This window comes from Pseudomonas ekonensis, from assembly GCF_019145435.1.
In the GTDB taxonomy this organism is placed as follows: Bacteria; Pseudomonadota; Gammaproteobacteria; order Pseudomonadales; family Pseudomonadaceae; genus Aquipseudomonas; species Aquipseudomonas ekonensis.
Map to the genome: position 1 here is coordinate 2,914,949 of NZ_JAHSTS010000001.1, position 18,733 is coordinate 2,933,681.

Annotated in this window: 11 protein-coding genes; 4 read left to right on the forward strand and 7 right to left on the reverse strand. The window is 60.5% G+C overall.

Annotated elements, in window-relative coordinates:
* The first annotated feature begins 63 nt into the window (after positions 1-63).
* The gene (locus KVG96_RS12805; RefSeq protein WP_217892405.1) at positions 64-1,776 is read left to right on the forward strand and encodes an amidase; all 1,713 of its coding nucleotides are present in this window, start codon (positions 64-66) and stop codon (positions 1,774-1,776) included.
* 33 nt (positions 1,777-1,809) lie between these two features.
* On the opposite strand, the gene KVG96_RS12810 is transcribed toward KVG96_RS12805, so the two are convergent.
* On the reverse strand, positions 1,810-2,793 hold the full coding sequence (locus KVG96_RS12810) for a Dyp-type peroxidase (RefSeq protein ID WP_225927251.1): 984 nt from the start codon (positions 2,791-2,793) through the stop codon (positions 1,810-1,812).
* 137 nt (positions 2,794-2,930) lie between these two features.
* Between KVG96_RS12810 and KVG96_RS12815 the strand changes: the two genes are divergently transcribed.
* Positions 2,931-3,905 (forward strand): TerC family protein, encoded by a 975-nt coding sequence (locus tag KVG96_RS12815; protein WP_217892406.1) that lies wholly within the window; start codon positions 2,931-2,933, stop codon positions 3,903-3,905.
* Positions 3,906-3,967: 62 nt separating this feature from the next.
* Here KVG96_RS12815 and KVG96_RS12820 read toward each other — a convergent pair whose 3' ends face one another.
* The gene (locus KVG96_RS12820; RefSeq protein ID WP_217892407.1) at positions 3,968-5,068 is read right to left on the reverse strand and encodes a polyamine ABC transporter substrate-binding protein; all 1,101 of its coding nucleotides are present in this window, start codon (positions 5,066-5,068) and stop codon (positions 3,968-3,970) included.
* A gap of 260 nt (positions 5,069-5,328) precedes the next feature.
* Positions 5,329-6,735: a purine-cytosine permease family protein gene (locus KVG96_RS12825; protein WP_217892408.1), complete on the reverse strand. Its 1,407-nt coding sequence runs from the start codon at positions 6,733-6,735 to the stop codon at positions 5,329-5,331.
* Between the two features lie 323 nt (positions 6,736-7,058).
* Here KVG96_RS12825 and KVG96_RS12830 point away from each other — a divergent pair, with 323 nt between their 5' ends.
* Both KVG96_RS12830 and KVG96_RS12835 read left to right on the forward strand, forming a co-directional pair.
* A complete protein-coding gene (locus KVG96_RS12830) occupies positions 7,059-7,544 on the forward strand; it encodes a flavin reductase family protein (RefSeq protein WP_085707304.1) in 486 nt (161 codons plus the stop codon).
* 68 nt (positions 7,545-7,612) lie between these two features.
* A complete protein-coding gene (locus tag KVG96_RS12835) occupies positions 7,613-8,656 on the forward strand; it encodes an LLM class flavin-dependent oxidoreductase (protein WP_217892409.1) in 1,044 nt (347 codons plus the stop codon).
* 165 nt (positions 8,657-8,821) lie between these two features.
* Here KVG96_RS12835 and KVG96_RS12840 read toward each other — a convergent pair whose 3' ends face one another.
* From KVG96_RS12840 to KVG96_RS12850, 4 genes are all read right to left on the reverse strand, one after another.
* Complete coding sequence (locus tag KVG96_RS12840) at positions 8,822-9,235, reverse strand: hypothetical protein (protein ID WP_217892410.1); 414 nt, start codon at positions 9,233-9,235, stop codon at positions 8,822-8,824.
* Positions 9,236-9,385: 150 nt separating this feature from the next.
* Positions 9,386-9,889, reverse strand: a complete 504-nt coding sequence (locus KVG96_RS12845; protein ID WP_217892411.1) for a hypothetical protein — start codon at positions 9,887-9,889, stop codon at positions 9,386-9,388.
* Positions 9,890-10,075: 186 nt separating this feature from the next.
* On the reverse strand, positions 10,076-10,333 hold the full coding sequence (locus KVG96_RS27925) for a DUF8617 domain-containing protein (RefSeq protein ID WP_496197697.1): 258 nt from the start codon (positions 10,331-10,333) through the stop codon (positions 10,076-10,078).
* A gap of 14 nt (positions 10,334-10,347) precedes the next feature.
* Positions 10,348-18,711, reverse strand: a complete 8,364-nt coding sequence (locus KVG96_RS12850; protein WP_367617484.1) for a hemagglutinin repeat-containing protein — start codon at positions 18,709-18,711, stop codon at positions 10,348-10,350.
* Between the last annotated feature and the right edge of the window lie 22 nt (positions 18,712-18,733).

Genomic DNA, 18,733 nt, shown 5'->3' on the forward strand with positions numbered 1-18,733 from the left:
TTGACACCGTGCCACGATAACCATGACGAACAACCCATCTGAGAACCTGTCGGCGGTAACAGCATGATCGAAGTCACTGAAGTTTCCATTGCCCAATTGCGCGCAGCCCTGGAGTCCGGCCAGACCACCGCGGTCGAGCTGGTGCAGGCGTACCTGGCGCGGATCGACGCCTATGACGGCCCGCAGACCGCCACCGCCCTCAACGCCGTGGTGGTGCGCAACCCCGACGCCTTGAAGGAAGCAGAGGCCTCCGACGCCCGCCGCGCCGCCGGCAAGACCCTCGGCCCGCTGGACGGCATCCCCTACACCGCCAAGGACAGCTACCTGGTCAAGGGCCTGACCGCCGCGTCCGGCAGCCCGGCCTTCGCCGACCTGGTCGCCCACCGCGATGCGTTCACCATCGAGCGCCTGCGCGCCGCCGGGGCGATCTGCCTGGGCAAGACCAACATGCCGCCGATGGCCAACGGCGGGATGCAACGCGGGGTCTACGGCCGTGCCGAGAGCCCGTACAACGCCGCTTACCTGACCGCCCCCTTCGCCTCCGGCTCGTCGAACGGCGCCGGCACCGCCACCGCCGCCAGCTACTCGGCGTTCGGCCTGGCCGAGGAAACCTGGTCGAGCGGCCGCGGCCCGGCCTCCAACAACGGCCTGTGCGCCTACACGCCGTCGCGCGGGGTGATTTCGGTGCGCGGCAACTGGCCGCTGACGCCGACCATGGACGTGGTCGTGCCCTACGCCCGCACCATGGCCGACCTGCTGGAAGTGCTCGACGTGGTGGTGGCCGAAGACACCGACACCCGCGGCGACCTGTGGCGCCTGCAGCCCTGGGTGCCGATCCCGAGCGTCGCCTCGGTGCGTCCGGCCTCCTACGCCGAACTGGCCGTCGGCACTGCTGCCCTGGCGGGCAAGCGCCTGGGCGTGCCGCGCATGTACATCAACGCCGACCCCGAGGCCGGCACCAGCGAGGCTCCCGGCATCGGCGGCCCGACCGGCCAACGCATCAACACCCGCCCTTCGGTGATCGACCTGTGGAACCAGGCGCGCCAAGCGCTGGAAGCCGCCGGCGCCGAGGTGATCGAGGTGGACTTCCCGCTAGTGTCCAATTGCGAAGGCGACCGTCCCGGCGCGCCGACCGTGTTCAACCGCGGGATCGTGTCCAAGGAATTCATGCACGACGAGCTGTGGGATCTGTCGGCCTGGGCGTTCGATGATTTCCTGCGGGCCAACGGCGACCCGAAACTCAACCGCCTGGCGGACGTCGACGGACCGAAGATTTTCCCGCACGATCCGGGCACCCTGCCCAACCGCGAAGGCGACCTGGCCGCCGGCATGGACGAATACGTGCGCATGGCCGAGCGCGGCATCAAGCCGTGGGACCAGATCCCGACCCTGCCCGACGGCCTGCGCGGCCTGGAGCAGACCCGCAAGCTCGACCTCGAAGACTGGATGGACCGCCTCGGCCTCGACGCTGTGCTGTTCCCCACCAACGCCGACGTCGGTCCGGCGGACGCGGACATCAACCCGGCGTCGGCGGACATCGCCTGGAGCAACGGCATCTGGGTCGCCAACGGCAACCTCGCCATCCGTCACCTCGGTGTGCCGACCGTGACCGTGCCGATGGGCGTCATGGCGGACATCGGCATGCCGGCGGGCCTGACCTTCGCCGGCCGCGCCTACGACGACTCGACGCTGCTGCGCCTGGCTGCGGCGTTTGAGGCAACCGGTTCGAAACGTCTGGTGCCGCCGCGTACGCCAGCCCTGGCGACCGGCAAGTAAGAAAAAAGGCGGGATCATTCGATCCCGCCTTTTTTATCGCTCTGCCAACGCCTCCAGCAGATCCGCAGAAGGCACAAAGAACAGGCTGCCGGTGACCGCCGTGCTGAAGTCCAGCAACCGATCGTAGTTGCCGGGCGGCTTGCCGACGAACATGTTTTCCAGCATCCGCTCCAACGGCTCCGGCGAACGCGCGTAGCCGATGAAATAAGTGCCGAACTCTCCTGCGCCGGGCCGACCGAACGGCATGTTGTCGCGCAGGATCTTCACTTCTTCGCCGTCCTGGGTGATCGTCGTCAGTGCGCTGTGGGAATTGCTCGGCTTGACCGAATCGTCCAGCTCGATATCGGACAGTTTGGTGCGACCGATCACCCGCTCCTGGGCCTCGACCGACAATTCGTTCCACGCCTTCATGTTGTGCAGATACTTCTGCACCAGCACATAACTGCCACCGCTGAACGCCTGGTCTTCTTCGCCCACGAGGGCGAAATGCTCGGCTTTGCGGCCGACCGGGTTTTCGGTGCCGTCGACAAACCCGATGATGCTGCGCATGTCGAAATAGCGGAACCCCTGCACCTCGTCGGTCACCGTCACGGCGCCGTCCAGCGCGGACATCAACTGCGTCGCCAGCTCGAAACACAGGTCCATCTGGTCGGCCCGAATGTGCAGCAGCAGGTCGCCAGGCGTGGAAACGGCGCGCCGCCCTTCTACCCCGAACTCGCGAAAACCGTGCAAGGACGCCGGGCGCGGACCGCCGAACAGACGATCCCAGGCGTTGGAGGAAAACCCGCAGACGCAAGACAGATTGCCCGAGGGAACGCGCTTGCCGACCGAGCGCGTCAGCCCCGCGACATCGGCGCACCAACCGCGAACGGTCTCGGCGGCCCCGGCGTCGGCGTTGAGGGTCGCCACGATGAATATGGCGGCGCTGGTGATCGGGCTGCAGACGGCTTGAGGATCTGGCGTGTCGATGATCTTGGCTCCCGGAGTGGTGGACTGGTTCGACAGCGAGGTTAGCAAAGAAGTGTCGATGAGGTATTTCCGACACTTCGCCATTTACGAACAATACCCACGGAATAAACGATTTTTCTTTGTCGGAAGGCTCCCACTAGCATGGCCCTGTCCACCCCGAAAAACATAAAGACAGGGAGAACGGCATGCAACCCATCAACATCGGCGAGCCCTGGATGTGGGGCGCCTTCATTGTCTTCGTCCTCGCCATGCTGGCCCTGGACCTGTTCGTGTTCGGCGGGCGCAAGGCCCACCGGGTGTCGGTGCGCGAAGCGTCAGGCTGGGTGATCGCCTGGTGCGCACTGGCGCTGGCCTTCGCCGGGCTGCTCTGGTGGTACCTGAACGGCGAATTCGGCCCTGAAATCGCCAAGGTCAAAACCCTGGAGTTCCTCACCGGTTACCTGATCGAGCAATCGCTGTCGATCGACAACATGTTCGTCTTCGTGATGATCTTCGGCTATTTCGCCGTGCCGCCCGAGTTGCAGCGCCGGGTGCTGCTGTACGGCGTGCTCGGGGCCATCGTGATGCGCGCGGCGATGATCTTCGCCGGCGTGTGGCTGGTGTCGCAGTTCGCTTGGCTTTTGTATGTGTTCGGCGCGTTCCTGATCGTCACCGGGATCAAGATGCTGATGTTCGCCGAGCATCAGCCGGACCTGGACAAGAACCCGCTGCTGCGCTGGGTGCGCGGGCATCTGCGCATCACCGACGGATTTCACGGCGAGCGCTTTTTCGTGGTGCAGAACGGCGTGCGCTGGGCCACGCCGATGTTCCTGGTGCTGGTGCTGATCGAGGCCAGCGACCTGATGTTCGCGGTCGACAGCATCCCGGCGATCTTCGCCGTCACCACCGACCCGTTCATCGTGTTCACCTCGAACATCTTCGCGATCATGGGCCTGCGGGCGCTGTATTTCCTGCTGGCGGACATGGCCGACCGCTTCCATCTGCTCAAGTACGGTTTGGCGCTGGTGCTGGTGTTCATCGGCGGCAAGATGACGCTCATGCCGTGGTTCCACATGCCGGTGGAATGGTCGCTGGCGGTGGTGGGCGGCGTGATTCTGCTGTCGGTGGTCTTGAGCCTGGTCTTCAGCCGGAACAAGGCCGCCGAGCCGGATGCCCGCTGACTCAAACCGCCTGTGGCGAGGGAGCTTGCTCCCTCGCCACAAGTCCCCATTCTGCAGGCGAGCTACTTGTCGGACTTGATGCTCGTCCACACCCGCGTCCGCACCCGCTCCAGCTTCTGCGGCAGCGGCTGCACCACGTAGAGCTTCGCCAACGCCGCAGGGGTCGGCGTCAGGTTGGGGTTTTCGGTGATCTCCTTGTTGATCAGGGCCATGGAGTCCTTGTTGGCGTTCGGGTAGCCGAGGAAATCGCTGATCGGCGCGATCACCTTCGGATCGAGCAGGTTGTTCAGGAACTCATGGGCCTCGGCCACGTTCTGCGCGCTCTTCGGAATGGCGAACGTGTCGAACCAGATCGGCGCGCCCTCCTTCGGCAGGCGCCAGTCGACCACCACGCCGTTGCCCGCCTCCTTCGCCCGGTTGCCGAACTGGTAGAAGCTGCCCGAATAGCCGATGGCCACGCAGATGTCGCCGTTGGCGATGTCGGTCATGTACTTCGCCGAGTTGAAGTAGGTGACGTAGGGTCGGACCTTCAGCATCAGCGCCTTGGCCTTCTCATAGTCGTCCGGGTTCTGGCTGTTCGGGTCCAGCCCCAGATAATGCAGGGCCAGCGGCAGGATCTCCGACGGCGAGTCGAGCATCGCCACGCCGCAGGACTTGAGCTTTTCCATGTTCTCGGGCTTGAACACCAGGTCCCAGCTGTCCACCGGCGCGTTCTCGCCCAGCGCCGCCTTGACCTTGGCGGGGTTGAATCCGATCAGCACCGTGCCGTACATGTAGGGCACGCCGTACTGGTTGCCCGGGTCGTTGGCGTCCAGCAGCTTGAGCAGCGCCGGATCCTGGTGTTGCCAGTTCGGCAATTTGGACTTGTCGAGCTTCTGGAACACGCCGGCCTTGATCTGGGTATCGAGGAACTGGTTCGACGGCACCACCAGGTCGTAGCCGGAGTTACCGGTCAGCAGTTTCGCCTCCAGGGATTCGTTGGTGTCGAAGGTGTCCCAGGTCACTTTGATCCCGCTGCTGGCAGCGAAATCCTTGGGCACGGACGGCAGGATGTAGTCCGCCCAGTTGTAGACCCGCAATTCGCGCTGTTCGGCCTGGACGGCGCTGGCCAGCAGCGTCAGCCCGCACACGGTGGCGCCCAGCATGCGTTTGATCGTGACCATGGTTGTTTCCCCTGAAGCGGCGTGAGTTCGATGGTTTTGTTGTTCTGTACACGGCAGCGGCTGATCGTCAGCCAAGGGCAAGGTGGTGAGGCGTCCTGTTGTTTTTGTCGGTTGCGTCCGATTCTTGCCGACGGCGCTGGCCGGGCACAGTGGCCGGTTGGCCAAAAGGGGATCGAAACGGCCAATTTGAGTGACCGCCGCAGTGCGGAAACGACAATGCCCGGCGAAGGGCCGGGCATTACGGGTGAGGCGCTGGCGGATCAGTCGGTGTAGCTGAACTGCGCCGCCCCGCTGCGCTGCGGCTGGCTGCGGGTCGCCAGGCAGTAGTACAGCGGGCAGGTCACGGCCAGGCCCACCAGCCACGACAGGTCCGCGCCCTCCACCAGATTGGCGTAAGGCCCGACGTACAGCGACGTGTTGGCGAACGGCAACTGCACCAGGATGCCGATGAAGTAGGCGACGATCGCGTGCAGGTTGAAGCGCCCGTAGAGGCCGCCGTCGGCGCGGAAGATCGACGCGATGTCGTATCGGCCGCGCTTGATCAGGTAGAAGTCGATCAGGTTGATCGACGCCCACGGCACCAGCACCAACAGCAGCGCGAGGATCAGGCCGATGAACTGGGAAATGAAGTCCGCCGACGCGCCCAGCGCCACCACGCAGCAGCCCGCCAGCACCACGCTCGACAGCGCCACCCGCACCTTGACGCTCGGCGTCCATTGGCTGGCGAAGGTCTGGATCGAGGTGATGATCGACAGCACCGCGCCATACAGATTCAAGGCGTTGTGGCTGATGATGTTGAGCAGGAACAGCACCATCAGGATCGGCCCCAGCCAACCGGTGGAGAGCTTGACCGCCGCCATCGCCTCGGTGCCTTCCGGCGCCGCCAGCACGGCCACCGCACCGAAGGCGAACGACAGGATCGTGCCCAGCGTCGCCCCCAGGTAGGTGGCGAAGAACGGCTTGGCGATGCCGATGTCCGCCGGCAAGTAGCGCGAATAGTCGGACACGTACGGCGAGAAGCTGATCTGCCAGATGATGCCCAGCGACACCGTGGCCAGCCAGCCGGACAGGTTGAAGGCGCCGCGGGTGAAGAAGTCCGCCGGCAGGTCATGGGCGAAGATGTAGAGGAACCCGGCCAGCAGCGCGCTGCCCATCACCCACGTACCGATGCGGTTGAGGGTATGGATGAAGTTGTAGCCGATCACGCCGATGGCCGTGGCGCCGAGGGCACCGATCAGGATGCTCAGCGGCGCCGGCACCGACGGCGCGATGCCGACGATGGACTTGCCGGCCAGCACGATGTTGGAAATGAAGAAACCGATGTAGATGACCGCCGCGAAGAACACAATCAGCAGCGCGCCGTAACGGCCGAACTGGCCGCGGCTCTGCACCATCTGCGGGATGCCCATGCGCGGGCCCTGGGCCGATGCCAGGGCGATCACCAGGCCGCCGATCATGTGCCCCAGCGCAATCGCCAGCAGCCCCCAGAACAGGTCCAAGTGAAACACCTGGACCACCATGGCGCCGGTGACGATGGGCAGCGGCGCGATGTTGGTGCTGAACCACAGGGTGAACAGGTCGCGGGCCTTCCCGTGGCGTTCCGCGAGTGGGACGTAGTCGACCGTGTGATTCTCGATCAACGGATCTTGCCGGGACATCTGGGACATATGCATGAACTCGAGCTTGTCTGTTTTTATCTTTGTATGAAGCCAAACCAGGAGGGATTCGCCGCCCACCCTGAGCGAACACCATATTATGGTATTCCAACATTTACACAAGACTGATCCGCTGTTCGGCGCGTCATCTGATCCGCCATCCTCCCTGATCCCAAACCCCTGCGGCTACGGAAAAGTCCCGTAAACCCTGAGTTTCCGACGAAAGCACCGCGTTTATCGTTTCATCAAAAAAGCGCTTGCAAACGATGTATTACGGTATACCATCAGACCCACAAACACATAAAAACCGCGTCACCCCATCCGAGGATCGTCCAATGATCGATGCCGCCCTCTACAAACAAGTCATGGGTTCGTTTCCGTCCGGCGTAACCGTCATCACCACCCTGGATGACGACGGCCAGATCGTCGGCCTGACCGCCAGCGCCTTCAGCTCGCTGTCGATGGATCCCGCCCTGGTGCTGTTCTGCCCCAACTACAGCTCCGACTCCTACCCTGTCCTGATCAAGAACAAGCGCTTCGCCATCCACGTGCTGTCCGGCGGCCAGCAGAGCGAGGCCTACGCGTTCGCCCGCAAAGGCAAGGACAAGGCCCAGGGCATCGAATGGACGCTGAGCGAACTGGGCAACCCGATCCTGGCCAACGCCACGGCTATCATCGAATGTGAGTTGTGGCGCGAATACGAGGGCGGCGACCACGCCATCATGGTCGGCGCGGTGAAGAACCTGATCGTGCCCGAGCAAGACGCAGGACCGCTGGTGTATTGCCACGGCAAGATGGGCGCCCTGCCCGTTTTTGCCTGACCCCAACCGGTTGCCGTTAAACAGGCCCGACAGCGACCGGCCAACAACAAGAGATCCGAGGTAGCGTCATGAAATTTTCCCTGTTCGTACACATGGAACGCTGGGACGAAAGCGTCAGCCACCGCCAACTGTTCGAAGACCTGACCGAACTGACCCTGATGGCGGAGGCCGGCGGTTTCAGCACCGTGTGGATCGGCGAACACCACGCCATGGAATACACCATCTCGCCGAGCCCGATGCCGCTGCTGGCGTACCTGGCGGCCAAGACCACCACCATCCACCTGGGCGCCGGCACCATCATCGCGCCGTTCTGGCACCCGCTGCGGGTGGCCGGCGAATGCGCCCTGCTCGACGTGATCAGCAACGGCCGGATGGAAGTCGGCCTGGCCCGCGGCGCCTATCAGGTGGAGTTCGACCGCATGGCCGGCGGCATGCCCGCATCGGCCGGCGGCCAGGCATTGCGGGAAATGGTTCCGGTGGTGCGCGCCCTGTGGCAAGGCGACTACGCCCACGACGGCGACATCTGGAAATTCCCGACCTCCACCAGCGTGCCGAAACCGGTGCAGAAGCCCAACCCGCCGATGTGGATCGCCGCCCGCGACCCGGACTCCCACAACTTCGCCGTGGCCAACGGCTGCAACGTGATGGTCACGCCGCTGATGAAGGGCGACGAAGAAGTCGTCGACCTGAAGAACAAATTCCAGACCGCCCTGGACAACAACCCCGGCGTGCCGCGCCCGCAACTCATGGTGCTGCGCCACACCCACGTGCACACCGCTGACGATCCGGACGGCTGGAAAGTCGGCGCCAAGGCCATCTCACGCTTCTACCGCACGTTCGACGCGTGGTTCGGCAACAAGGAAGTCCCGGTCAACGGCTTCCTCGCCCCCAGCCCGGAAGAGAAATTCGCCGGCCGCCCGGAATTCGAACTGGAGAGCCTGCACAAGACCGCAATGATCGGCACGCCGGAAGAAATCATTCCGCGGATCAAGTACTACCAGGAACTGGGCGTGGATGAGTTCAGCTTCTGGTGCGACAACAGCCTGTCCCATGCGGAGAAGAAGAAGTCGCTGGAGCTGTTCATCAAGCACGTGGTGCCGGCGTTCCGCTAAACACCCCGGCTATTGAACCCGACACATGAAAACGCCCCGACATCGTTCGGGGCGTTTGCGTTGGGGGCCTGAATCAGCGGCGCTGAAATCAATCGGCACCCAGGCCGGAATCGACCTCAAGACTGACCGGCTCCGGCAAAAAGAAACGTGCGGTCAGCCGTTTGCCTATGGCAACTCGACCATCACAACTTGCGCGGAACCTTTGGGTAGCTCCAAAAGATATTTCCATCCTTCGAGCACTTTACGCCACTCCTGAAGAGTAAACCTGCCCTCAGGCTGACCAACCCAGTCATCGTTGACCAGAATATCGACTTGCACAGCGCTCGCATCAATGTTCAACAGAACATCATTGCCACCATCGCTGACGGACTCCTGCTCGCCTGTCTCTACCGACTCAATGGCAGTCAGCAATCGATCGCAATCCTTTGGGATCTGAGCGATCGCACTGAGAACACTGCAGACATAGAGCTCGTAGCGCGACGCCTCTTCATCCGTTGAAACCACTTCAGCCACCGCATGGAACCTCTGCCCGACTACAGGATAGGTTCCGCCTGGCTGATGATAAAACTTGAGCTTCATGAACACTCTCGACAATCAAGGCTTATTAAGAACGTGGACACATCGATTAAATTGCTTCCCACTTCAAATAGATATGCCCCTTTCTCTACAGCCTCAACATTAATGAAAACGTCCCGACATTGTTCGGGGCGTTTGCGTTGGGATTCTGAATCAGTGGCGCTGTGATCCATCGACACCCGGACCGGAATCGACCTCAAGACTGACCGGCTCCGGCAAAAAGAAACGTGCGGTCAGCCAGCACGTGGCCGTCGAGACAGCAAACAGCACGGCCAACTCCAAGGCATATTCCAGACCATCCCCCCGTGGGTCATCCCGGAAAACGGCGACCACAAACGGAACGACCCACAACGTGGCGACACAGGCGCCCACCAAGGCGACCGTCGCACAGGCCCGCACCGTTCTCGTCACTTTCAGCCCCGCAATGGCCGAAGAGAACAGCAGAAACGGCACGATGAAAATCAACAGCGCCAGCACGGGCGCGAGGAAAGGCATCATCATCAACTCCGGCCCCACCTCGCCGATCAGCCTCGGGTTCATGGCCAGATGGGCAACCGTCGCAACGGTCTTGACGATCCCGGCGATGAAGCCAGGGACCAATGGGCACAGAAGAAAGGCCAGGAATACCTTTAGGCGGGGGTAGTTCGAATGGTGCAATGAGAGAGTTCCGTTTGCTCTGGTCAAGGTCGGCGATTCAGATCGTGGGCGCGTTAACGAATAAAGGGTGAAAAGGGTCAGATCTATTGAATTGATCATCGCATTAAATAGATTCGTCCCCTTTCTTTCGCTTTCTTTCGGGCAATCTAAACAATCAGTCCAGCAGCAAATAACCTTAAACCTCTCTCAATCCACCTCTCTCAAATAAGAGGAAAACTTCCCACCACCCTGATCAAGATGCAAACGGCCGCATTTCTGGCAAAGATAAACTGCAACAGCCCCATCATCTATAAGGTTATAAAATTCTTCCTCAGACAACCCACCATCCGCGAGCATGCTCCCAATTTCATCTATTTTCTTCTCCGTGATCAACGATAGTTCAAAATCGGAAGCGCCACGAGATAGATTAATCACATTCCCACACACACAAGAAAATTTCGGCACAGCTATTTACCCTCTTACGGTCGATTGTATCGAGTAACCACACCATTGGATCCCTGAAAGAAAATCGTCTTGATACTCTGCGAATTTGACTTACCCCACATACGACCTGCAATCGAAGACATCTCTGCATTCGAAAGATCAACCTGAACATATACCCCACTAGCTTGATTTGATTTTTTTTCGATCGCTCTAAGTATGCTGACTGGAGACGGATTCCTAGGTGTGTATACATCAACTGCGCCGACTCCTTGAATCATCAAGTCAGAGGTTCGCTCCCCAGTGATCCCCTGAGAAGACGCCGTTGCACGGTAAGTTACATCATAGCCTAGACGAGATAACTCCTCTCCTGCCCGTATTTCGTTTTCATCAGGAACTGCACCTATCTCTGTCGTAATAGAGCCGGGCGTACTGTACATATTGCCGGGAAACAGGCGTGGATCCACCTGCGGCGTAATAGTGCTCCACCCCTCCCCATTTTCGATCGTACTGCCCCCAGTACTGCTTGGAGACGTGGGCTCGATGGTGAAACCACCGGCGCTCACGGGATGGAGCACGTCTGTTTCCACAATCGGGTTGGTCATCGTGCCGAAGCGAGGATCCAGCAAGTGTATGGGCAAGCTCGTACCAAGAATCGCCCACCACAATTCAGTCGCCAGCCTTAGACGCTCTTGCATTGGCAGCCCTGAGCCACTGGTGGACTCCATCAGGCTATTCACCGCCTTACGCATTTCCTCCTGATTCTGCGGTGAATTGGCTGCCGTCAAAAGCGCGCCCCCCAAGGCAGCCAACGCCCCTCCAGCCATAACCGCCAAAGGCGCAAAGTTCAACTGCCCAGGCATTGAGGTCTGCAAGCGTTTGAACGCGAGCATCAGGCTCAGCGCCAATTCGGGATCGGTCGCGGCAATTTGAGCAATCCGCTCGACCACCGCTTGCGCTTCAGGGGACGTTGCCCCATTGGTCATGCCGTCGACAGCCTTGCCGATAGTGTCCTTGCGCGTTTTTTCGTCACGCAAACTTTTGATCAAATATCGGTGAGCAACGCGATTGCCCAATACGTAATTGGCGACGGAGACACCGTTGCCGCGGACGAAGGCATTCGTGGCAAAAACCAGATCCAGCAGTTTGTTCAGGGACTCAATGCCGTTCTCGCCGTACTTTTCCGCATCCTCCGCCCATTTATCCAGCGTCTTGTCATAGTCCAGGATCGCATTGATCGACGTGCTGCTCACGTACAGATCCGTTCGGTGCTCGTCATCCCGGGTCACTTCATAGGCTTTGTTCAGATCGCGGTTAAGCCCTGCCGTAGAGTCTTGTCCAGTTTTCTTGTCATGACGCACGACAATCTCACCCGCGCCAACCGTGGCGTTGAGTGTCTGTTCACGATCCTTGTCGTACTTGTAGCCCTCTACTGCCCAATTGTTTTTACCGTCCCCCCCCATGCCTTTGTTGGGTTTATCGGCCTGAGAGCCACCGATGCCGTAACTGCCGCCGACATTCAGGTAGTAACCATGCTCAGTGTCTTTGCCGGTGATATTGCGAAAACCGAGCGTATCGGTATCCAGCTTCAGATTGCCGTTGTCGGCAAAGATAACGGCCCCGTCCAACTGGGTATGGTCTTGGGTGCGAATGTCGACCTTGCTTTTGCCACTGATGACGGTCTGGTTCTCGACCCAATCGGTCTTGCCGTTAGTTTGTCCATAACCCAACGATCCGCTCGCGGTCATGCCGATGCTGAAAGCAAGCGTCAGGCTGGCGTCCATCTCCTTGCCTTCGACTTTCCCGGTATTGGGCACAGACGTCACAGTAAGGTTTCGACCAACGTCGCCAGTCACTTCGTCGCCGCGCAAGGTCGCACCGGCAATGGTGGTGTCACGACCACTCTCGAAGTTAAGGGTCTTGCCCGCGTACAGGTAGGCTTCTTGCTGCTCGACACCCTGGCGCTTGAGATCGCCCAGACCTGCATTGACTGAGCCGTAGAAGCCGAAACCGTCCTTCCCTGCAATCACCCCACCTTCGGCACCCCAACTGCGCCGACTGTTTTCACTGCTCGACGCATTCTGCGCAGAGAGGATGTTCAAGTCGTTTCCGGCCTTGAGCTTGATATCGCGTTCGGCGACAGCTCGGGTTCCTATCAGCGTCAGATCGTTTTTTGCATCCAGATTGATGCTGCCACCAGCATTGAGCTGAGTCGGTAGAGAAAAGCCTTGAGTGGACTCGCCCTGACTTCCTGCATTGCTGATCCCGACACCGAGTTTGAAGCCGCCAGTGGTGCCCCCCTTCAGGCCACCTTTGCTTTGACTCTGGTTGGCGTCGCTGTCTTGGGAACCATGGGCGACGTCGAGGGTGATGTCACGGCCGGTGACATTGATGTCGTGACCGGCATCCAACCGGCTGCCATGGACGTTGACGTCATTGCCGGCGTCCAGGCTGATATCGTTGGCTGCCGAAAGTGTCGAAGGACGGTGGGTTACCGATGTTCTGGTCTGGGTCTGGCTGATGCTTGAGCCACCTGCATGACCATCGAATGTCGCCCCACCGAAGAACTGACCCAATGTATCGACCGACTTCAGCACACTTGATCCCTTGCTGACCCCATCCTCTCCCTTGCCGGTGCCTTGAAGGGTATTGAGCGTGTTACCGATGTTATAGGCGATAGTGGTCGTGGTGCCGTTGCGTTTCACGCTGTCCCAGGTGGTGACCGCACTGGCTTGTTCCGCTGCATCAATGTTGATGTCTCGTTTGGCGCCGATCTTCAGATCGATGCCTGACTGCATGTCCGAACCTTGCAGGTTGACATCGCGGCCGGCGTTGACCTTAAGGTTCTGACCCGCGGATATGGAGCTGCCGGCAGCGGTATGCCCGGAGCTTTCGGTACCCTTCTTGATGGTTTCATTGCCGACGAACGTGCTGAACCCATTGCTGTCGATAGTCTGTTTGATGCCGTAGCTCTTGTTGGTTTCCCAACTGCTGCTGCGTTGCTCATCGATGCTGGCCACAACGTTTACATCGCGGCCCGCATCGAGGTTGGCGTCGTGTCCCGCATTGATGCCGCTGCCGATGACATTAATGTCTCGTGTGGCTTTCAGAATGGCGTCATGACCGGCATTGATTTCGCTGCCGACACTAGTTGAACTGACGACTTCACGGCCGCCCTTATGCGAAGCGTTCGCCGTGATATCAGCCCCGGCCCCTGGCGTGCCCGCAATCAAGCCCACCGTATCCTTGAGAGACAAGCCCAGTTTTTTCTTGAACTCTTCTGCACGGCTATAGGCTTCGTTGTCTGCGGAAGAAAGATTGATGTCACCGGCCTTGTCCAAAAGCCCGGCATGCAGTTCCGCGTTGTTGTCCGCGTTGATGACACTGGCGTTCAGGTTGATGTCACGGCCACCGATGATGACGGCGTCGTGCTTTGCGTTCAGTTCGCTGCCGACTTGAGTGACGTTGGTCTGCAGCTGGCTGCTGCCCTTGGACGACAACCCGAACAGTCCGGTTTTGGTCTTCTTGGAGTAGGATCCGCTTTCCTCGGTAGCCGAGAGCACCGAAACGTCATTCTTGGCGCCCAGAATCAGGTCATTCCCGGCACTCAACTGGCTGCCGATGATGGTGACATTGCGTCCCCCGTCGAGATTGACGCTGCCGTCTTCATCCTGGTGGGTATTGACGGTGAGACTCTGGCCGGCCTCGATCACTGAAGCGACGTTGGTGCTGTCGTAGTTCTCACTTTGCGTGGTCTTGCTGCGCCCGAAGGAGCCGTTTTTCTTCTTGTAGTAGTAAGAAGAGCTTTCGTCCTTGGCTGAGGCAACCAGAATGTCCTGTTCGGCATTCAAGCTGACATTTTCCTCTGCCTTGATCCGACTGGCGATGATCCCCAGATCATTGCCTGCATGGATCGCAATGTCTCGACCCGAGTTCAGCACCGTAGCCTGTTGGCTGATACTGTGACTCTCTTGTGCGAATTTCTTGCTGCGCGATACATAGTCGCTTTCGTTGGCCGCAGAGCTGAGAAGAATGTTGTTCCCTGCGGTCAAGTCGAGATCAAGCTTGGCGTCCAAACGACTCGCTATGGCGGTAATGTCACGTTCAGCCGAGATTGACAAATCCCGCCCGGACTTCACCTCCGCCCCCTGCTGAGTCACGGTCTGGTTGAGGAAACTGCTTCCACGGCCAGTGGTGCTGCGATCCTGCACCGAGGTGATGTTGATGTCGCGATCAGCGTCCAGCGTCATGTCCCGGCCGCTTTGCAGCACGCCGCCGATGTTGTTGATGTCGCGCCCGGAATCGATCTTCAGGTCGTTGGCCGCTTCGATTCGCGCCGCGTTGTCGAGCACGTCGCGGTGGAACAGGCTTGTGCCGCGACTGCCGTCGATGCTGTTCACGTCGCGCTGGTTGATCACGTCGCCGCGGGTCGTGGTGAGCGTGACGTCACGCCCGGAGATGATGCCGCCGGACTTGTTGACGATGTCGTTGCCGGCCTTGAGGGTCAGGCGCTCGCCGGCTTCGATCAGGCCGCTGTTGGTGAGGTTGTTGCCGGCTTCGGCCGACAGGTTGTTCGATGCCTTCAGCGTGCCGGCGTTGTTCAGGTCGCCGCCGGCGATCAGGGTCACGTCGTTGCCTTGGATCAACGCCCCGTTCGGCGCCAGGCGGTTGTTGGCCTGCGCCATGTAAAGCACAGGCACCAGCACCTTTTCGCCGTTCACTTCGTGCTCTTCGAGCCAGACGATGTCGTGGGTCAGCGCCGCCACTTGCTGGGCGGTCAGGGTCACGCCGACGGACAGGTTGAGCTCGTTCTTGCTCGCCACCGCGTTGTTCATCAGGTACTTGAACATCGCTTCGTCGGAGGTCTGGCCGTCGATGAAGCGCTGGCCCGTGCGGGCGACCACGGCCTGCTGCACCAGACGCTGTTCGAACAGGCCGTCGCCCAGGCGCTTGGCGCTGGTGTCGGGGTCGTAGCCGAGCTTGCCCAGCAGGTAGTCCGAGCTCATGAACGACTTGAGGTTGGTCAGCGCCGGGTTGGTCTCGATGAGGTACTTGTGCGGGTTGGAACTCACACTGGTGTCGGGCAGCCCTTCAACACGCTGTACGTAAAATGAGGTGGCTTTGCCGCCTGGCGACAGCACGCCCACCGGCTTGTCGGTGCCGGCATTCACGCTGACCGGAACAGTCTTGTCACCGAGGCTCAACGACGGACGTTCCGCCAGGCTCAAGTCACGCTTACCTGTCGATACCGGGCCGTTTTGGTCGAACTGCAATGGAGTGGCCGACCTGACCGGCATACCGTCAGTGCGCGAGCTAGCAGCGGCGGCAATCGTGCCGATGCTCCAGTCGTGCTCCACTGCGGGGGTCGGATCGGCGCCTTCCTTGTGACTGAAGCGGAACAAGCCATTTTCACCAGCCGGCAGGGTGAAACCCGGCAACGTCAGAGGGTTGACCTGTTGCTGGGCCAGATCGGGAGGCAACTGCGAATTGATGCGGATGACGGTCGGCGTCACCTGTCCGCCCAACTGTGTGGATCCTAGACGGGACGTACCGGCTGCCGTCGCGTTGCCGTTGCGCACGACTCCGTTGTCCAGTTTGTTCGATGCATTGATGTAGACGGTGCCGCCGGCCTGCACGACGGCGTTGGCATTGGTCGAAGGACCGCTTTCGACGGTGGTGTTTCGGAAGAATGTTGCATTTTTTACTGCATCCGGAGCCTCGACACGTACGCCATCGTTGTAATGCGGTAACTCAAAATTCAGTTTGCCGAGTTCCACATGAATTGAGCCGAACGCAATGTAGCCATCCGATTCGCCACCGGTTGCACGGGTTCTTACACGCGTCAAAGATTCAACATTTTCACCGTTCCATACATGCAAGTTGGGTCTGACAAACTTTCCCTGCCCCGCAATGTAACCGAGCTCTCCTGAGTCATACCCCGGATCATTGGCAGCGTTGTAATTCATGACTGCCTGCCAAAAGCGCAAGTCTTTCGTTTGTCCGTCAAACCAGCGGGTGACGGTGTACTCACCGACAGATGCCCCTTGGTTGGTGAAATTTTGCAGATTGAGCGTCAGGTTGCCGCCAGCGCTGACTACAGAAGCGTCATTAATGAACTCACGACCATTCCCCACGAGGTTTCGGCCGGCCGTCAATGTGCCGGAGGCCGAATCCTTGACGATGGAGGACTTGTAGTTTTCGACCCAAACCAAATGGCTTGGGGATGCATCTCCGTTACTGATATCTCCAAACGAAGAACAGCTATAACACCGTACCCCAATGGCGCCGGAAACCAGCCCGCCCCCCGCCACCTCAAACACATCCTTGCGGTTCTCGATGCGATCCGCCGCCAAGTTCAGGTCGCCGACGCTTTCGATAGTCCCTGAAAGGTTTTCGATCGATGAGCTCCAGCCACCGATGCCGTCCCGCGAGATGCTGATGTCGCCAATACCGTAGATATCGGCATAGCGATTGGTCAGTGTGCCGACACGCAGTTGCATGTCAGCACCGCTGAAAATCAGGCTGTTCTGGTTCAGCAGAGAGTTGGCGGTGATCGTCACTTTGCTGCTGCCGCCAAGCGTCCCGTTGTTGATCAGCGTGTCTGCATTGACGTTGAGGTCGCCAACGGATGTGAGCCGTCCCAGATTGGTCAGGCTGCCGCGACTGGTGACCGTGGTCTTGGAGGCTCCCGTGATGCTGGCTGCCGAAGGCAATTCGATTTGCGCAGCAGTGAGGCCCAAGTCCCCGACGCTGCTGAGTCGGCCATTGCCGTAGTAACGACCGCTCAGCTGAATGTCCAATCCGCCGCCAGCGGCAATCAACCCATCGTTGTTCCAGTTCCCGCCGCGCCCGACCAGCTTGGTCGTCGCCAGCAGTTGTCCGCTTGCCGATTGAGTGAAATTGTTGACGTTGACCGTAAGGCGCCCAGCCTGAATGACGCTGCTGTTGGTCCAACTGTCGGCGGCCAAGGTCAAGCCACCCAGGGTGACCAGCGAGCCGCCGGCATTCATGACATTCGCGGTGGAGATGCCGAATTCGCCCGTTCCGACGTGGGTGATAGTACCGCCCGCATTGAGGAAGCCCGGTGTGGTGAGAATGAGATCGGTGTTGGCGGTTTCCACCAGGCCGTTACGGTTGTCGAACAGGCTGCCGATCTGGAAATCGGTCTTGCCGGCGTTGCCCAGCGCCCGCAGCTTGCCGCCCTGGTTGTCGAGGTTGGCGGCGCGGATGGCCAGGGTGCTGGCGCTTTCGATCAGGCCGCCGCGGTTGGAAAAATTGCCGTTGCTGACAACGTCGATCTTACTGGCGCCGATTTGGCCGCCATCGTTGTTCACAGAGCCGGCGGTGGCGTTGAGCAGGCCTTTGGCGTAGATCCCGCCGCCGCTGTTGTCCAGGAGATTGCTCCCTGCATCGAGCAGGATATCGCCCGTGTTAGCAGCGATTCGCCCCGCGCCGCTGTAGATGCCGCCCCAAGCACGCAGATCGATCCGGCTGCCCTCGACCTTGCCGCCCTGACCGTTGCGCAGCACGCCGGTCAGGCGGCTTTGCATCAGCCCCTTGAGGCTCGACAGCATCCCGCCACGGTTATCGAGACTGCTGGCGCTCAGGGTCAGGTCGCCATTGCGGGCGATGAGTTTGCCACCCTGGTTGTCGATGGCCCCGGTGCCCGCGTCAACGGTCAACGCGTTGCCGGCCTGCACGGCGCCGTTGCCGTTGTTCAGCCCGCCAACGGTGAGGATCACATCGCCCTCACGGCTGTTGATCAAGCCATCGGCATCGTTGCGAAGCGTGCCGGCGGAGGCGATCTCAAGCCGGCCATCAGCCGAAATCGTCCCCTGCTGGCTGTTGTTCATCTCGCCTGCGGTCAGCAGTTTCAGCCAAGACTGGCTGATCAACTGGCCACCTTGGTTGTCGATGCCGCTGGCGCGCAGGATCTCCAGCGGACCCGCGCTGCCCAGAACGCCGTTGATGTTGGTCAGCGCACCGAGCAGGTCGAGGGCAACGCTGCCGTCGCCTACGAGACGGCCACCGGTATTGTCCAGTCGCGAACCGGTGACGGTCATGGTCTTGGCGGCGGTGATACGGCCGCCGGCGTTGTTCAGGTCGGTTGCACGAATATCGAGAGTGCCGCTGCTTTCGATCAGACCGCCTGAGGAGTTGATCAGGGTGCCGTCAGTAAAGGTGAGCGACTGCCGGTCGCCGCTGGTGATGATGCCGGCGGTGTTGTCGAGGCTGGCCGCCTTGATGGTCACCTCGCCCTTGCCGCCCAGGCCGCCTTTGCTGTGGTTGACCAGGGCGCCGCTGAGGTCGATGGCCAGATCGCCGAACTGGCTGGAAACCGTGCCTTCCTGGCTGTTGTCGAGGCTGCCGCCGTCGACGGTCACGCCGTTCCAGCCGGACACCAGGCCGCCCTGGTTCAGGGTT